Origin of the sequence: Shewanella sp. SW24 (genome assembly GCF_025653395.1) — a bacterium.
GTDB classification, from domain to species: domain Bacteria; phylum Pseudomonadota; class Gammaproteobacteria; order Enterobacterales; family Shewanellaceae; genus Shewanella; species Shewanella oncorhynchi.
This window is the reverse complement of the sequence record NZ_JAKKSH010000029.1, coordinates 1-16,703: the sequence shown is the minus strand read 5'-3', so window position 1 is coordinate 16,703 and position 16,703 is coordinate 1. Positions and strand designations below refer to the sequence as shown.

Annotated in this window: 14 protein-coding genes; 12 read left to right on the top strand and 2 right to left on the bottom strand. The window is 45.3% G+C overall.

All coding sequences use genetic code 11. From position 1 onward, the window contains the following. Positions 1-37: 37 nt before the first annotated feature. Complete coding sequence (locus L5M17_RS18800; protein WP_083848303.1) at positions 38-463, bottom strand: hypothetical protein; 426 nt, start codon at positions 461-463, stop codon at positions 38-40. 74 nt (positions 464-537) lie between these two features. Between L5M17_RS18800 and L5M17_RS18795 the strand changes: the two genes are divergently transcribed. Genes L5M17_RS18795 through traN form a run of 4 tightly spaced genes read left to right on the top strand, consistent with a single transcriptional unit; the run spans position 538 to position 7,745 of the window. After that, entirely contained in the window at positions 538-1,044 is a 507-nt protein-coding gene (locus tag L5M17_RS18795) for a S26 family signal peptidase (protein WP_037426844.1), read from the top strand. A gap of 37 nt (positions 1,045-1,081) precedes the next feature. Further along, the gene (locus tag L5M17_RS18790; RefSeq protein ID WP_239642740.1) at positions 1,082-2,320 is read left to right on the top strand and encodes a TrbC family F-type conjugative pilus assembly protein; all 1,239 of its coding nucleotides are present in this window, start codon (positions 1,082-1,084) and stop codon (positions 2,318-2,320) included. Further along, positions 2,317-3,468 carry a TraU family protein gene (locus L5M17_RS18785; protein ID WP_259216108.1) on the top strand — a complete coding sequence of 384 codons (1,152 nt, stop codon included), beginning with the start codon at positions 2,317-2,319 and terminating at the stop codon, positions 3,466-3,468. The genes L5M17_RS18790 and L5M17_RS18785 overlap by 4 nt, the downstream gene beginning before the upstream one ends. A gap of 2 nt (positions 3,469-3,470) precedes the next feature. After that, complete coding sequence (gene traN, locus L5M17_RS18780) at positions 3,471-7,745, top strand: conjugal transfer protein TraN (protein ID WP_259560884.1); 4,275 nt, start codon at positions 3,471-3,473, stop codon at positions 7,743-7,745. A gap of 41 nt (positions 7,746-7,786) precedes the next feature. Here traN and L5M17_RS18775 read toward each other — a convergent pair whose 3' ends face one another. Beyond that, the gene (locus L5M17_RS18775) at positions 7,787-8,653 is read right to left on the bottom strand and encodes a hypothetical protein (protein ID WP_259560882.1); all 867 of its coding nucleotides are present in this window, start codon (positions 8,651-8,653) and stop codon (positions 7,787-7,789) included. A gap of 150 nt (positions 8,654-8,803) precedes the next feature. Between L5M17_RS18775 and L5M17_RS18770 the strand changes: the two genes are divergently transcribed. From L5M17_RS18770 to L5M17_RS18735, 8 genes are all read left to right on the top strand, one after another. Continuing rightward, on the top strand, positions 8,804-10,603 hold the full coding sequence (locus L5M17_RS18770; protein ID WP_263148820.1) for an ATP-dependent helicase: 1,800 nt from the start codon (positions 8,804-8,806) through the stop codon (positions 10,601-10,603). Positions 10,604-11,119: 516 nt separating this feature from the next. Beyond that, the gene (locus L5M17_RS18765; RefSeq protein ID WP_037426830.1) at positions 11,120-11,491 is read left to right on the top strand and encodes a hypothetical protein; all 372 of its coding nucleotides are present in this window, start codon (positions 11,120-11,122) and stop codon (positions 11,489-11,491) included. 313 nt (positions 11,492-11,804) lie between these two features. Further along, a complete protein-coding gene (locus L5M17_RS18760) occupies positions 11,805-12,002 on the top strand; it encodes a hypothetical protein (RefSeq protein ID WP_259560879.1) in 198 nt (65 codons plus the stop codon). A gap of 344 nt (positions 12,003-12,346) precedes the next feature. Then, the gene (locus tag L5M17_RS18755; RefSeq protein WP_011711540.1) at positions 12,347-12,742 is read left to right on the top strand and encodes a hypothetical protein; all 396 of its coding nucleotides are present in this window, start codon (positions 12,347-12,349) and stop codon (positions 12,740-12,742) included. A 179-nt stretch (positions 12,743-12,921) separates the two neighbouring features. Beyond that, positions 12,922-13,989 carry a DUF3150 domain-containing protein gene (locus tag L5M17_RS18750; protein WP_011711539.1) on the top strand — a complete coding sequence of 356 codons (1,068 nt, stop codon included), beginning with the start codon at positions 12,922-12,924 and terminating at the stop codon, positions 13,987-13,989. 96 nt (positions 13,990-14,085) lie between these two features. Next, positions 14,086-15,060 carry an AAA family ATPase gene (locus tag L5M17_RS18745; RefSeq protein ID WP_011711538.1) on the top strand — a complete coding sequence of 325 codons (975 nt, stop codon included), beginning with the start codon at positions 14,086-14,088 and terminating at the stop codon, positions 15,058-15,060. A gap of 82 nt (positions 15,061-15,142) precedes the next feature. Continuing rightward, positions 15,143-16,471 (top strand): hypothetical protein, encoded by a 1,329-nt coding sequence (locus L5M17_RS18740; protein ID WP_263148819.1) that lies wholly within the window; start codon positions 15,143-15,145, stop codon positions 16,469-16,471. Positions 16,472-16,529: 58 nt separating this feature from the next. Next, the coding region (locus tag L5M17_RS18735) for a transposase (protein WP_263148818.1) at positions 16,530-16,703 on the top strand (174 nt) is incomplete at its 3' end.

Below are 16,703 nucleotides of genomic sequence, written 5' to 3'. Positions count from 1 at the left end.
CTCGGTTAAATGGGTCTAAACGGAAGATGGTTGTTCACTATTGAGCTAGTTTGCTTAATGAATCGATCGAAATATCGGATATTGAATCATTAGCAGCATTTGCGGTTGCAACTTCAATTTGCATAAAGTAGCTAAGAACATAGGTATCATTAGGGCTGCTGGTGCTGTTGAATAAACTAAATGTGGGGTCTAAATAGTAGTCGCCACGCTTTAACCATCGATGATCTAGCGCGATTAAATTATCACCTATCGCGACAATCACGATCCCTTGCACTATAAGTTCAGCATTCAATATGCTCTGAGTTCTACAGCAATTCACAAAACTCTTCCCACATTCTACGTGTGCGGAAATGCGGTCCAACTCTTCAATTGTAAGACCTGTAATATTCACTGGGATCAGTGTTGTCGGGTCAATTCCTAGTTGATTCAAAATTAGCTCTAAGTCATTCACAGTAGATTTCATCGCCGCTCTCGTTGTTGCTGAACTGCATTCCGTCTAGTAATATACATGAACTGTATACTAATAGAAATGTGTAGATGATCAAATTCGACAAGGCTCACTGGCGTCACACGTATTTACTTCCATTTTGTATTGCTGCCGTCATTACAGCTGCTACTACGTGGTTTAGTCATAGCTATAAACTGATATTGGTACTCAACAGCGATAAATGCATTCCAGGTTCAGTATTCGTGGTAGACACACGACAAAAACACGTTAATAGCGGCGAGCTGGTGATGTTCATGTCTCCTCAAACCGACATTCTTCCGTCAGGGATCAACATCATAAAGTTAGTGGCAGGTGTCGAAGGAGACCTCGTAGAAATAGGGAGGTTTAGTGTGACCAACAAAAAACACAGGTTCCCAGCACCTATCGACAATGCGGCGAATGCGCTGAATATCGATGTACAAAAGCTCATTGGTACTCGGACTGTAGAGAATGGCGGGATCTTTGTGTTAGGCACAGAACCTGGCAGTTATGACAGTCGTTTCTTTGGTTCAATCAAAACTCAGCAGGTGATTGGTCGTGCTTACCTCATTATCTAATAGACAGTTTCTTGTTAGCTTGTTTGTGGCGGTAACGATGTCTGCCATTTATTTCGATGCAATGGCTACAGACGATAACCAGCAGTTTATTCTGGATGCAAAACGACAGATGGATGAAGTCCGTAGCCAAATCGAGGCTATGAGGCAGAACAATACCCAGCAGCCCCAAGGTGGCCTCCCCGCTGCTTGGGGGCAGCAATCTTACATTTCACAAGCACAAATGCTCACCCAGCAGGCCGATGCGATCAGGCATCAAGTGCTGCCAAAGCCAGAACCTGTCACGCCTGTTGTGCAGCAAGAGATAGCCGCAAACGGAGAGGTATTCATTTTCGCTTCATTCGGTATGCCAGCATACACGCTGAAATCAGCGCTGAGAGCAGCATCTCAAAGCCAAGTTAAAACAACAGTCGTATTTAGAGGCCTGAAAGATGAATCTGAAAGTCTGCGTGATGCCTCCAACGCCATTCATAGAGTGATAGATGAAGCAGATTTAGATGTGACTCCAAGAGTTATCATAGACCCTCGTTTGTTTAATACCTATGCAGTCGAAGTAGCGCCAACAATGGTGTATCGCAACGGTGGCAAAGTGGTTACCGCGACAGGGCTACAGTCATTAGAAGATTTCGTTAAGCAGTCCGAAGGCTTGTTGCAAAGCGGCTCGCTCGGGAAGTTGTCAGACACTTACGACATTACTGAGATGGACATGCTCGAACTTATCCAACAGAAGCTCAAAAAAGTAGATTGGGAAGAGAAAAAGCACGAGGCCGTTAGCCGATTCGTTAACCGTAAAGAGGTTCAGTTGACAGAGAGCCTTAAAGACGAGGATGTGCGTTACAAAATTGACCCGCGTGTTCGCTTTACCCAAGACCAAACAACGCCGGATGGCCAGTATTTTGCCAAGGCCGGTGATGTTGTAGATCCTACAGCATTACTCCAAATGGAAACCCGCTTATTCATGATTGACCCAACCAGTGAACGTCAGCTGGCGTGGATGAATGATGTACTTTCCGTGACTGAGCACAAGCAAGTTTACGTGCTGCTATCTGCGCTGCCGGCCGGTAGCGATTTAACCGAATTTAACCGGTTGCAGACAAAACTAGGCCGTCGCTTGTACTTGATGCAACCGACGATGGTGTCTCGTTTTCAGCTTGAGCATTTACCCGCATTGGTTGATTTGTTTAAGGGAGAAATCCGCGTCACTGAGATTGGTCAACGAACTCTGAGTAATGCGGGATTACCGACACTATTAGTAGCTCCAAATGGCGGTGCCAAATGATGAAGAAGTTCGCAAAAGTAGCTGTTTTTCTGGCTTCCATGATGTCCGTAAATGTGAGTGCGAACAGTAAGCCGGACTCGGTTTGCCCCGATGCTGGCTATTTCTCAAACCTGATTAACTCTTTTTGCTGGTCATGTACGCTACCTTTTAACCTCGCCGGATTCTCGGACAATGTGCCTAAAGGGGCTAATTCGAGTCGTTTATGCTCATGCTCGGATGCTCTGGGTGTGCCGGAGCTTGGGGTATCTCTGGGTTACTGGTCACCTGATCATTTAGTTGAAGTCTCTGCAACGCCATGGTGCAGTCCAACGCTGGGTGGAACCTTGCTACAAAATGACATGACGATGCGGGGGAGGGCATCCAACCCAGAAACTCAATCTGCCGAAACGGTATCGTTCTTACATTACAACTACATCATCAATCCGGTTTTCAAGATGTTAGGTCTTTTCTTGTTGCCTGAGTGCGACACATCCCCTGGTTACTTTGACCTCGATATTGCGTACATGTCAATCCTCGATGTCACCTACGAAAACTCGGCGCTGTCATTTCTGTTCACTCCTGACGCAATTCCGATTGCGAATCCAGTTGGCCGCGCCATTTGTGTTGCCGATGGGATGATCACTGCTAGTAGCGGCAGTGCTAACGAGGCGCTGTGGTTCTGCGCTGGTTTAGATGGTCCCTTGTATCCATTAACCGGCTTTATTGGGGCTGACAATGATTTTATCCGCAATACCCAGTTAATCACGACTCGTTCACTTGCTGCGCTACATCGCAGGGGGTTAGCGCGAAAAACTTACGGTAAAGAGGCGATGTGTAACGCCGAGTACAGTCCAATGATCCCTAAGGCGCAGTACAAAATTTCTATGATGTATCCGTCTCCTGAAGCTAATCCTGCAGCAGCATCAGCTGTGAAACCCACGAAGGCTTTTAATATTGAGGATCTACAAAATCCTGAAACTGGCAATGACGACAACAGCGAAGATAAAAATAAATCAACCCTAGATGGTTCATGGGATGAATGTTGTCACCCTCTCGGTTGGCCTACGATTTGGTGGGGTTCAGGTAGAAAGTCTCCTGGTAATGGAAAAGACCAACACGCGGTTTATTCAATTTTCAGATACACCGATTGCTGTGTGAGGGTTCAATAACAATGGAAGATAAACTGGTTACGTGGTGGGAAAAGGCAATCTCTTACGGAATAGGAAGCATTTACTTATTCAATATTTTAACTATGAGTTTTCTGGCGCTATTTCTCACAAGTAGCCCTGCATTTGCAGATCTCCCATTGCCAGTATCTCTTCAGTATTCCTGCCCAACAGGGTGGAGCTTTTCAAATGGCACTTGTGTTAAGTACACCTATGCAGCGCCAGTAGTGACATGCCCTACAGCTGGTTATTCCGTCACCACTGTTGATGGCTTACAAACATGCGCCAAAAATGAGTCCCGGACAACGATTAACAGTTGCCCCACTGGGACTAACTGGCTCGATATCCAGCAATCGTGGAATTATCAAGACCCACTGTATCCCAATTATTGCTCTGCAAGGCAAAGCGCATCCTCATTAGCGAATTGCCCCAGTGGGTACACGACATATAGCAATGGGATCTGTTTTAAGCTACAAACTCCATTGGGAAAAACGTGTCCAAATGAGGGCGGAGCCTCTGAAAAGGTTGAGCAAATCTGTCCCCAGACCTATGTAGACCTCGGACTCTGTAAAAAAGACGAGACAGTCACTGTGTCACTGCCTGACCAAAGCTGGCAAAAGCAGAATGAATCTACTTGTAAGCGCACTCTTTACGAAGGTACGGTCTCCACCTGTCCAACGGGTTACACCCCTGCCGGTGATGACAACTGTGTGAAAGTGCAAACAACCCCGTCTACGGTAAGTTGTCCGTCCGGCTATTACCAAGATGGCGGTCAGTGTTCACCTGGGACGGCCCCGAGCTGCCCAGCAGGAACGTCGTATAAGAATGGCTCATGCGTGAGCACGTCAGGTACAGTAACCAGCTGCCCAGCAGGAAAAGAGTTAGATCCCTACAGCAATACCTGTATTACGGCGAAGGGAAACTTATCAGATCCTGATTACTTTATGCAGATGGGCCGCGATTTTGGCAAATCCGCGGTAGGCGCCATTGAGCTGCCAGGAGGTACAACTAACAATATTAAGCTTAATTACCGGAATGTTGGTCAAACAGATATGACCACATCTAATATGACCAATGCTGATATGCTCGGGCTTGACTCCAATAACGGTTACAACGTATCTGCAACAGGTACTTATCAGGACGAAAAGGCGCAACAAAAATCGATTAAAGAGGCCGTTGAGCGAAACACGGCTTATGGAAAGTCAGAGCCCGTTGTTGGGGCAAATCAAGATGAAACGAATGATGCGCAAGATCATAGTGCCAATGCTTATCTAACCTTGCTTGATGCTCAAAACAAGAACCCGCCACACACTATTGGAAAGGATGCTTCATTCCTTAAATCTGGATCACAGGAACAGCAAAACATTCTTAATGGTAGTGGAGGACAATTTTTCGGAGATTGTTCGACTGATACTGTCACCAAAACTACTATCGATGACTCACTGGTTAAAAATACGATTCAAGAATGCTTCAAGCCAAACAGAAACAATCTTTCAAGCTGTAATAGAGAACGAATCTTAACGCCACCTAACGAGAATAAAATTTTTGGAAGTGGGTTTGGCTATTGCGGTAAGCGCTGTATTTCAATAATTTTGGGTGATGAAACTAATAATGCTCTGCCGGACAATGAAGACGGTACGTGTAAAGTTTATCGCAATGCAACATCGTTCAGATTGCTTGACGGAATAAACATTGTTTCCGCGACTATCGGAAAATCGAGGTACGACGATTATTTTAAATTGTCAGTTAACGACACAATTCTGAATCAATCTTCGACGTTCCCACTCGATGGGCAGTCTTGTTCCGATGTGGGTAATACCATCGCCGCGACCCCCATTGATGTGACTGTGCCGTTTCAAAAAGCATTGGCAAAGAATCGCACACTGACTGTCGAGCAGATGCTATCCGTAAAACATCTGGGGGAAGGATATACCAGTATCACTCTCAATTTTGATCAGGATTTGCTTGCTAACTGGGTTGAGGACATTGTTGAGTCGCCTGAAGGATGCGAGGCTTCGTTGTCAACGCCTGACAGTTTTTGTACGGCTTCTGATTGGAAATGCGATGCTCGGTTAGATTCAGAGTTAATCAACAACGGTGGTGTTCTGAATCTATCGGATATTGAAGGAGCTCCGGGTGTTCAGGCAGTTTCCGGGGCAAATGACGTAGTATTAATGGTTATGCGTAGGGATTTTGAACCAAGTTTGGCAAATGGGACTAATTCAAACTGCGGTAACATAGTTGGCACCACTGACTCCGAGGGCGATAATAAAAACGATGACGGTCTATGGGTGTGTAAAGAAGGCATCGGATTCCAAACCCACAGTATCTATAGTGGCCCAGGAATGTACGGGACAGAGTTTGTAAACGTCTTACCCAAGAGGAACAAATGGTCTGTCTTCGCTGTAAAAATTAACAATGGTCTGACATCTCGGTTTTACAATGAAAATGGTCAGATATTTAACGCTAAGCAGATGTATGGTGGAAGCTTTGACTCATTAAAGCAGCGTCGAATTATCATTGGTCGAGGGAATACCTCACAGGATTGGACCAAACGTGCGAATGCGCCACTCTATCTGGCTCATTGGGAAGTGCTTCGTGATATTACCTCGGATCAACAAGTGCTCGACGCACTAGAAAAAACCAAGGATATGTTTGCACTGGTCAACTTAGACCCCTTATATGAGGGTGATGATGGTCTTACCCCTTGCATGTACGCACATATGGAAGATTATGTGTGTGATCCTCTCAAGGGAAATCGATTACCGCTTAATGGTGGTTCAGTTGGTTATTCTGACATTCGCACAATGGGTGACCAATGTACCCAGTACACTTCAGATGAAAAGTGCAGTATTGAATCCTCTACGTGTGCGGAAGGTTGGCTAGATTCAGCAACGAATACCTGTTTTGGTTGGGATGTCACGTATCGCTGCGAAAGCGGTTCGGTCATAACTAAAACCGAAACCGTGGAGAATAATACTTGTTTCACTGATGCATCTTGCGTTGATGGAAATTGCGAGACAAAAGCTAAAGAGACCAATACAGACTTTGTTCAAACCGCGGCGATGTATGCGGCGATTAACGAGTTAGATAACGGATCATCATGTACTGACCCAACTAATCCTGATACCTGCCAAGTGTTCGTCGGCAGTGTTGAGCAATGTAGTTGGGATCAACTCAAGGTAAATGACTGCTGCTCCACCAAAGGCACCGATACCACATCCAACTTATTTAAACTGTCATTAATGACCTTTAAAGCTGGGCAAAACGCAGTGTCCAGTGAGAACGCGTGGGTGAATGAGTATTTAGGCGGGGAATATGCCAAAAAAGGCTGGAGCATGGTAAAAAGTGGTTGGAATGATGCCGTCGATTGGGTATCTGACTCAACTAAACCAGCGACGGAGGCTGCAAAAGGTGCATGGGATTATCTAGGTAAATCCTTTTCGTCTGAAGCTACTGCTACAGCAGGTAATGCGACAACTACCGTATCAGGAGAAGCTGGATCCGTTGTTACTGACTTTTTTACGGATTTGGCTACCTCAATCGATACGGTAAAAACAGAAATCTATCAATGGGTTTACGATGTGATGCCAGAGGCAATGCAAGAAGCGATTCTAGCTGGCGCCGAAGCGCTTGGGGTTAAGATGGCTGGGGAGGAAGCAGGTGCTCAAGCGATGGAAGGGATTGTCAGCAACCTCGTCGCAGCACTTTCTTTCGTTATGATGCTTTACACCATCTATAACATGCTGAAATTGCTTTATACGATATTGACGGCCTGTGATGACGATGAGCTAAAAATGGGTACAGAGCTGAAAGAACGAAAGTGTTTCTTTGTCCGTAAGGTTCCTTGTAAAAAGACATTAGGGATATGTACCGACAAGGCCCATAACGAGTATTGTTGTTTCAAGAGTACCTTGGCCAGAATAATTATGGAGCAAGTAATTGTTCAGTTAGGTCAAAATCCGGTGTCATGGCATGACAACGAAACGTGTCGCGGATTGACTCTAGACGAGTTAGCAAATATCGACTTGGGTAAAGTGGATTTCAGCGAATGGGTAGGGTTGATGACTGAATCAGGTATGTTCCCTGAACCAGACATGGAAAAGACGGGTAAAGATGCTGTGGTTAACCGAGAAGCTCGAGATAGTGCCGATGACAGGATTAAAAATCAGTTAGGGGTTGACACTGGTGTTAAAGTTCGAGAAGCGTTCCAGAACGCATCACCTGCGACTAACTTAGATTGTTCAGGTTTCCCAAGACCGCCGAGCTGTCCTGTATAAAAACAAAGGCCGTTACAGCGTTTATTGTAACGGCCTTTTTGTTAGGCTTTAGGTTTGATGAATAAATGGGTCTGTTTTTTATTCAGGTCGATTACCTGCTGATATTTTGCTCTCAAATTATCAGCATCGGGGCAGTCTCTATTCGCAACAGCATCCACCGGAGGCACATATAGGTAAGTTGGATAAGTGGTCGAGATAGCATTTAACTTATCTAGCAGCACGAGCTCTCCGCAAGTGCTCACTGACGTTGTAACTACTAAATAGTCTCCAACATCAAATGATTGATCAAATAAGGAAGAAGCCTGTTCAGCATTTAATGATGTCGCTGGGGTGGCGACGCCATAAGTTAACCATGCCCAACCTGCTTCTTTCTTGTTTGGCGCTAACTGGGCTTTAGAATCCTTAACAAACATTGGGTGAGTCATTTTGCTCCCAATTTTTACACTTCCGATCTTATATTCAGTTCCAACATCTTTGCCTAAATAGTCGGCTAATTGCTGAGAATGTCCTACCAAATCTGAGGCAGGAATCACTTGAATAAGGTTAAACTTTGCTAAAGGCTTTTTGTTCGTAGTTCCGAGAAAGAACAAGCCTGCATTCATTAAACCGCCACTTAATCCACTGCCACCGAATGCGCCAATACCAGCAGTGCCTGCAGCCATATTCATCGCCATGACAGAGCCTGAAGCACCATTAACCTTATGCCAATCTTCCGCAGATAGTTCAGTGTCTTGAGTGTTTTTATCGCCTCCAGCTGCTTTTAGCACTTTTAGAGCAAACGAATCGTCTGATTGAATATCGAGTTGAGAGACTGTTTTAGGTGCTGATTTGTCAGTTGGTGTTGACGCGCAACCAGAGAACAATGCGGTGCAAGCAAGAACAGCGGCAAGTGAGTAGGTCTTTTTCATGGTGAACTCCTGATAGAATTACCAACAATGTTAACACAGGCTTAATACTTGGCAAATTTCTTGAAATATAATATGAGTGGTTAAAGGTTGATTGTTTTGCCTGTGAAAATTATCATTCGGACAACACATAAATTTAATGGTGAAGTTTAAATGGGCTCAACAAAAGATCAGGGGTTAGTCATCGAGCGTGACGACAATACCCTTGTTTGTGCATTACCTGGAAGCGGCAAAACCTATGTTTTGGTAGAGCTGACTAAGCGTTTACTGTCCAGAGATGGCGCCTATTCTGTCCATTTACTCACCTTCACGGATGCGGCTCGTGTTGAGCTCACTGAGCGAATGCTTCACGCCCTTACCCCACGAGCTATGGAACGGGTAACTATCAGTACCTTTCATTCAACTGCGTTAGCGATGACTCGCGGCAAACTTAATCGCCGGTTATTAATGGCCAATGAGTTAATGCTGTTCGTTAAGTCGGTGCTCAATGAAGCTGACCATTTAGACCTCATTGATAAGTTCAGATTTAAGGTGCCGGACGTTGTTAGGCTGTTTGATGAAATGGGCCGAAGCCAAGACCTGTCAAAAGAGTATAGTGACACAGAAGTTGCTTTGTACGAGCTTTACAAAGATATGCTTATTAAGCAGGGCAAGACGGATTTTAACGTCGTATGCCAACTGTCCGTGAGCTGGCTGGCGCAAAGGGAAATCCCCCCTGTGTCGGCTACGCATATTCTGGTAGACGAATTTCAAGATACCGATGCACTGCAATACATGTGGCTACGTGAACACGCGCTGCTTGGTAAAAAGCTGGTGGTCGTTGGTGATGACGATCAAGCTATCTACTCGTTCAGGGGTGGTCAAGGATACGACAATATGGTGGCCTTTCAGTCAGAGTTTAACGCAGATGCTTACGTGCTGAGAGACTGCTTTAGATGCTCAAAGGAAATCCTGAATCGAGCGGGGATGCTGATTAAGTTCAATAACCCCGATAGGATTGATAAGCCGATGAATGCGGTTAGGGAAGAGCAAGGGACTGTCAAAATCATTAAGTCTGGCACGATGGATAACCAGCTTAACAGGATTTTAGATGCGGTGAGCAAAGAGCCTCATACGTGGGCAGTAATTGCGAGGAACAATGCCATCCTTGACCGGGTTGAAACGGTTATTCAGGGTCATGGCATTGAGTACAATCGACGCGGCGGTAAGTCGTTTTTTGATGGCGTTGCACCCTACAGCTTGATTCAAATTGCCTCTGTGATTTCAGGCAAACATGATGACCATACCCTACATCGGGCTTTGGCGGCTTTGTCAGTGCCAGAGGCGGAAACGGCAAGAATTATAGGTTTATGCCGGACGGCGAAAACGACCTTTGGCGGCCTTAAACATGCGGAGATTGGTCATCATGCTGACCTGCAAAAGTTCCACTCATTAGCTGAAGGCTGGCATGACATACCAGCAGGGCGTGAGGATGCGAAGCGAACCTACATGCAATCTATCGTTAAATTGTTAGTCATACACCTCGATAAGCGCGACCAAAAACATGCTCAAGTCGTCGGTGATGTCATTGCTGGACGTCACTGGGAGAGCCTGGGCGAAAGTATTGCGCAACTGAAGTCTTCGTTAGACAGCAAAAAGCGCAAAGACCAATCAGAAGAGGCCGCACCTAAGCTGTCATTGATCACTATGCACTCTTCAAAAGGTTTGCAGTTCGACAACGTGTGGATAGTGGGGAGCGACACAGGAACCATCCCGAGCAAAGAGGCGTTAGCAGGGGGTAAGATAGCGGAAGAACGTCGATTAATGTATGTGGCCATGACTCGCGCTATCTCGTCGCTCACTATGAGTTACACCAGTGAGCCCAGTGAGTTTCTGTACGAGGTTAACAATGAAAGGGTTGTAGAGCTGGAGTCTGGATATGAAGACGATGACGACGATTTTGACGCCGCATAAGGTGGATAAGTCTAATTGTTGTAACACCGATAAACACAGATTGACAAGCTTACGAAATTAAAATAATGTGTAAGCAGGCGGATGACCTTCGCCTTTCTAAGTGTTCTACTTTTCAGTAGGCATTCTTTTCAGGGCCATGATGTACACACCTGTTCATGGCTTTCGTATCGGTGGCTTTAGCTATTTCTGATTTACCTCCAGTTTCACTAGGAAATAACGATTTCCTAGTGCAATTGCGCAACCGAACCTCCCACCTAAACGTCTGGCTCGCTGAATATCAGCTTTCCATTTCTTTACGAAAAATCTATCACTGAAAAATTCAGTTAGATAGATTCGGCGTTTAGTTCAAAAGGTGTTGCTACGCAGCAACCAAAAGTCTCCGTTAGCCTCGGACTCAGACTCAATTCAGATTAGCGACCTGAAACCAGATGTTTAGATTTTCTAAATATCTTCCCTTGTGGGTGAATATTCCCCCACAGGGATTGTTCACCCAATTTTTAATTATTGGAGTGAACTATGAATAGTATTTTTTCGGCCGAGAGTGTTCTGCATCAGATCACCCTTAATCAAAAAATCACACTTTGTGACGCTGAAGGCGAGATTCAAACTGCTTCAGCTCAGATTGCCTTGCTTAACGATTCTCCGTTTCGTGATGTCAATTCAAAAATTCAAAAAAACGCCAAATTCCATGCTGATTTAGCTGGTGAGTTGTGTGGGACCCTTTATTTATCTGCGGCTGAATCTTTGAAATCAGAGATGGTTGCGACATTTAAAGAACTAATGAATCGACTCCCTTTAGAGCTTCAAGACAGTTTTACGTATGCCTTGCTTGACTCTGGCGCACGTACACGCTTGGCCAAACGGAATCTATTCAACTTGTTACATTGATTAACAAACCTACCTTTTTGGGGTGATGAATTGCCCTAAAAGGCGTTCTCACCCCTTTTCTTTTTTATTTTATTAAAACTGGAGTGAGACTATGGACGCTATCGTATTTGCGGCAATCTTTATGGGTTTTATGACTATCTATCTGTTTTTAGTTAGACCTGTATTAGAGAGATTGGGCCTAGTTTGGTAATGCCAAATTAACCACTGTAAATCGACATCACTTAAGCGTCCTCTAGGACTGTTTATGGGGTGTCACTAATGCTCTTTCGCAATAGACAGCACTAGCGACACTCTATAAACAGGAATTTTACTTATGTCTACACTATCTGCGATTTTCTACTCTGATCTGAATGTGCTCGTTACCGCGTCTGAAAAATGTGTTGCTATTACATCAAGCAAGGTTGGTTTTGATGTGAGCAGCAGTGATCATGGCGAACTGGCTGAGCGTTTATCAGTTTGGGCAAAATCTCAAAACATTCTGTCACCAGAGGAAACTCTAGGTGTTATCTAACCGGCTAGTAAGACCGTCTTACGGACGTGTCAGCCAATCAGTGCCGGTGCTGATTGGCACAACTAACCAAAGTGGGTTTTTTCAAGCCTATTTTGCTTAGTACCACTCCATGCTTCCTCACAACAACTCCCAATTAAGCGCTGAACATCAGTATTCCAATCGCCTACGCGAAACTGGAATTTAATTGCCGAGTTGTTGTTTGGTTGTGGTGCGTCTACTAGAGCATCTAGTTTGACCATCACAATCTCCCGAAAGGGCGCTTTGATGCTGCGTTAAGCATTTTTTCCCTTGTGGGTTCTGCCCACTAAAGGGCCGTACCCGCAACTTATTTATTTGGAGTGGGTATGGCTAAAAAATATCAAACCCGCGAGAAATCGTTGGGTGAATTAGGCATTCATGAATCTGTTGATTGGAGCGCTGAACAATGTCGCGCTTTTTGGGACGGAATCATTTCTGCAAATCTGGAGTTACTGAGAGATTCGGTGACTGAAGCGGAAGACATTCTTGACTGGGTGTTTTCAGAGCAGTTTCTAGTTGCTTGTCGTTATGCTGGTTTAGATTGTGATTTACTGAGGGATGGTGTCTTAGACGTCGTTGACCCAGTTGAAATCGTCAATGCCAGAATAAAGCTCAACAACGAAACTTGGTCTAAAAAACGCACTAAGCAGCAATCGCAATTGCGAAATGGCGAAGGCGTTTGGCAGACTATTTCTTGGGGCGAATCATTGGCACTATTTTGAGTCAGTATCGCTCCAGCATATCCAATTGCATCAGTAGAATCCGAGCCATAAAACGCTAACGGAGTTTGACTGCTGCAGCTGGTGAACAAATCAATTTATTAACCCTTGGGGTGAGTTTTGTCCCCCCCGGGGCAGACTCACCCTTTTTTTATGCCTAACGGGCATATTTGGAGTGAGTCATGAAATTTAATACCGCAGGTAACATCGCTGCACGTCAGGCCAAAATTGCTTCATTGCAAGGCCAAAAAGGTCTCCATCTGTCTTTAGATTTCTCGTCCTTTTCGGGCAAGAAGTCAGAGAAATCATCAAAGGTATTTGATGATCAAGGTGGGGACGTGTCAGAAGTCACAGAGAAGCCTCGTAAGTTCTTGGTTGATAAATCAGCCCTCAAATTCGTCAGTAAATATTACATGAGAGCTAAGCGACTCATGGATACTGCTGGCATTCCTGTTTGGGGTGGGTGGTTAGTCCCTGAGAGTGAGTTCGATACCTTAAAAATTCGCTTTGAAGCAATTCAGCGTGCTTTTAATGAGGAAGCAGAAGCCTTCGTGAAAGATTACGAAGAGCTGCTGGATAACCAGTGTGCGGCACATCCTGAAGCGGCAAGATTCATTCGCCGTGATGCGCCTACTGTCAGTGACGTGGAATCACGCTTCTATATGAGCATGAGCCCACCAATGTCTATCGTTATCGGTTCTATGTCCGATGATGAATCGGCTGCTGCTGATACTCACTTGGATAAAAAGCTGCTTCAAGAATTTGCGGATTTGTCAGAGGATGTGTTGAATAAGATTGGTCGCGGCGACGTGATTGGTCAAAAGGCAATTTCATTCCTTGCTGATATGGAAGCAAAGGCGGCGAACTTCAGTTTTCTTTCTGATACTTGGGTCGGACTTGCGGCATGTCTCAATGAGATGCGCAACTCGTTCCCTAAGAATGGGCAACTGGATAGCAAATCGTTAGGTTTGTTACGGCTGTTACTAACGTCATTAAGCAACAAAACCGCGCTTGAAACTCTGTTAACGTCATACGACGAACTAGGCTTGGAAGCGATGGTTGAGCCTGAAATTGTTAACGAGCCTATGGCTGAGATTGATGAAGATGTCGCTCAGTTGCTACATGCGTTACGCGGATCCACAGAAGACAGTGGTGAAACGGAAGTTACAACGGCAAAAGTGACTGAAGAAGTGGAGCACTCGGAATTAAGTGCCGAGTTAGATGCCGCTTTTGCTGCGTTTTTTAATTAATTTTTAAACCCTTGGGGGTGAGTTTTGTCCCCATGGGGCAGACTCACCCTTTTATTTTAATGCCTTACGGGCATTTCTAAAATTTTGGAGTGAGTTATGTCTATTAAAGCTAAACAAGTATCCGGTGCAACAGTATTCCCATTATGCCCAACTTTAAGCGGTAAAATGGTCGCTGTTTTTGAAGGTATGGCTAACGTGCCAAAAGTGAACCCCAAGTACAGACCAAACGAGCGTAATTTGCTCATTGCGCTGACTTGGATGTTCGGAAAGAGTCGTAACATGTCACTGGCTTGTTATGGCGAAACAGGTACGGGTAAAACGGAGTTTGTCGCGTTTCTTGCGGCTTCTCTTGGCTTATCTCTGCACCGAGTATCCGTGAGTGAAACCATGCGCCCCGAAACGCTGAAGGGCAACATTGGTATCAAAAATGGTGAAACCGTTTTTGAAGAGAGCGTGGTGGTCAAAGCGTATCGCGAAGGCGGTATTCTGTTGCTGGACGAGCTGGATAAAGGCTCATTCGACCTGCTAGCTAGTCTTCACCCAATCCTCGAGGGCAAACCTCTTGCGATTGAGAAAACTGGCGAGGTGGTAAATCCTCACCCGCTCTTTAGAGTAATTGCAACGTGTCAGACCCCAGGTATAGCCGACATGTCTGGCCGTTACGGTTCTATTTCATCCGATATGGACGAGGCGGTTAAACGTCGCTTCCTTTGGATTGGCTTTGAATATCCAGCAATTTCTGTGGATACAGATATTCTCGGTGATATGACTAAGCTGTCTTATCGTATTCGTCTTGCTATGGCGAAATTTGCCAAAACGGTACGTGATGCGATGAACACCGATGCTGTCAACGGCAATTCTCAGCACTGCATTCAATCAGCACTATCAACTCGTGTTTTAGTTGATTGGGCGGTAATGTGGGAGTTGTTGCCTGACTTCACGATGCAGGAGGTGTTTGAGATTGTGTTTACAGCCGCTTCAACTCCTGAAGAGCGTCTAGCGCTTAATGAGTTGGGCAAGCTGCATTTAGCTGAAATGTTTACGCAATCGCTAACAGCTGCGAATGCTTAATTTAACCCTTGGGGGTGAGTACGCCCCCAAGGGCTTTCTCACCCCATTTTTTTGTACCTTACGGGTGCAATTGGAGTGAGAAATGAAAAGAAATACTGAACAAGCGTCATTCTCGATGCTGTCGAATGCGTTAACTCGCAAAGGCGTTAACGTCACGATTGCTGGTGGCAGTTCTTACACCAACGGTAAAAGAATTGTCATTGGGGTTGGCCCGTGGGATCAGATGGTTTGCTCGTTACTTCACGAGTCGGCCCATCTCAATCACACCAACTTCAGTGCAATCGGAAGCGTCATGCTGCAGACCAGTATAGTGTTGAAAAACGCAATCAACGTGCTTGAGGACATAAGAATCGACTTGCGCAATATCAGGGAATTTCCTGGCGCGATACAGTCTTATCAATCAAGCCGAAGAATATTGGTAGACATCATTACCAAGCGTGAGTTTACAAACTGTCTCGATGACATTTTGTATTACGTACTGCTAGTCGGAAACCTTGAAAACGGGATTACTGCGATCAAACAAGCATTAGCTGGATTTGATTGGGTAACACCGGAGCTTGATAAGTTGTGTTTGAAATACGCACAGCTTGCACAAACGGCGAAAGACACCTTAGAAGTGCGTGAGTTGGCAGAAAACCTTCTGTTAGAGCTTGCGGCAATGCAACAGGCTAATCAGCAAGAAGGTGAAGCTGAAGGTGAAGCTGAAGGTGAAGCTGAAGGTGAAGCTGAAGGTGATGCTGAAGGTGATGCTGAAGGTGATGCTGAAGGTGATGCTGAAGGTGATGCTGAAGGTGACGCTGAAGGTGATGCTGAAGGTGACGCTGAAGGTGATGCTGAAGGTGACGCTGAAGGTGAAGCTGAAGGTGATGCTGAAGGTGATGCTGAAGGTAAAAGCAACGGCAATACAAGCGGGAAGACTCTTAGCAATAGCAAAGGGTTCAATGAAATCGATTTGGAGCAATCCTTCGAGGACTTGGACGTTGGCAAACTGTTAGAGGCTCACCGATATCAGCAAGATATGAGTAACTATTCTCGTGTTCCTGAACCAATCAAAGTCGTTCCTTACACAGTGCAGGAGTTGCTGCGTGGTAATCCAAGCAATGTTTTCCCTGCGGCAAATCTGCAGGTGAATGGCGCTGTCGCCAATGCTGTTAAGGTCATGTTCCGACAACGAAACATGAAATTATCCGGCGTGACGCAGTTTGGGGAGTTAGACGAGGATCGGTTGGTCGATGCTTTTCTGGGGAGTCCTGGCGCTAAAAATATCCGTCGTGATATTGCGGCAAACCTTTCAGTTGGTGTGTTGCTTGATGCTTCAGGTTCTATGGGGTATCCGTGGGACGACACACACCGCTCTTATGTAGCAACAAAGGCGGCAATGGCAATGACACAGGCTGTAGTGGCACACTAATTTTGGCCACCTAAATAGAGGTGATATTATTACCTCGTAGATGACTTTAGGTGAACACATGAGATCGACAACCAGAAAAACATTTAGTGCTGAATTCAAACTTGAAGCAGCCCAATTAGTCCTCGATAAAAACCATAGCATCATCGAAGCTGCAAAGGCGATGAACGTAGGTAAGTCCACTATGGATAAATGGGTGAGACAGTTAAAACTAGAACGCCAGGGTGGCACACCA

Excerpts from the sequence above, each read along its gene's own strand:
- L5M17_RS18770 (WP_263148820.1), top strand. The coding sequence starts at position 8,804 with ATGGGCTCAACAAAAGATCAGGGGTTAGTCATCGAGCGTGACGACAAT.
- L5M17_RS18755 (WP_011711540.1), top strand. The coding sequence starts at position 12,347 with ATGGCTAAAAAATATCAAACCCGCGAGAAATCGTTGGGTGAATTAGGC.
- L5M17_RS18795 (WP_037426844.1), top strand. The coding sequence starts at position 538 with ATGATCAAATTCGACAAGGCTCACTGGCGTCACACGTATTTACTTCCA.
- traN (WP_259560884.1), top strand. The coding sequence starts at position 3,471 with ATGGAAGATAAACTGGTTACGTGGTGGGAAAAGGCAATCTCTTACGGA.
- L5M17_RS18775 (WP_259560882.1), bottom strand. The coding sequence starts at position 8,653 with ATGAAAAAGACCTACTCACTTGCCGCTGTTCTTGCTTGCACCGCATTG.
- L5M17_RS18760 (WP_259560879.1), top strand. The coding sequence starts at position 11,805 with ATGTCTACACTATCTGCGATTTTCTACTCTGATCTGAATGTGCTCGTT.
- L5M17_RS18740 (WP_263148819.1), top strand. The coding sequence starts at position 15,143 with ATGAAAAGAAATACTGAACAAGCGTCATTCTCGATGCTGTCGAATGCG.
- L5M17_RS18785 (WP_259216108.1), top strand. The coding sequence starts at position 2,317 with ATGATGAAGAAGTTCGCAAAAGTAGCTGTTTTTCTGGCTTCCATGATG.
- L5M17_RS18800 (WP_083848303.1), bottom strand. The coding sequence starts at position 463 with ATGAAATCTACTGTGAATGACTTAGAGCTAATTTTGAATCAACTAGGA.
- L5M17_RS18750 (WP_011711539.1), top strand. The coding sequence starts at position 12,922 with ATGAAATTTAATACCGCAGGTAACATCGCTGCACGTCAGGCCAAAATT.
- L5M17_RS18745 (WP_011711538.1), top strand. The coding sequence starts at position 14,086 with ATGTCTATTAAAGCTAAACAAGTATCCGGTGCAACAGTATTCCCATTA.
- L5M17_RS18765 (WP_037426830.1), top strand. The coding sequence starts at position 11,120 with ATGAATAGTATTTTTTCGGCCGAGAGTGTTCTGCATCAGATCACCCTT.
- L5M17_RS18790 (WP_239642740.1), top strand. The coding sequence starts at position 1,082 with ATGTCTGCCATTTATTTCGATGCAATGGCTACAGACGATAACCAGCAG.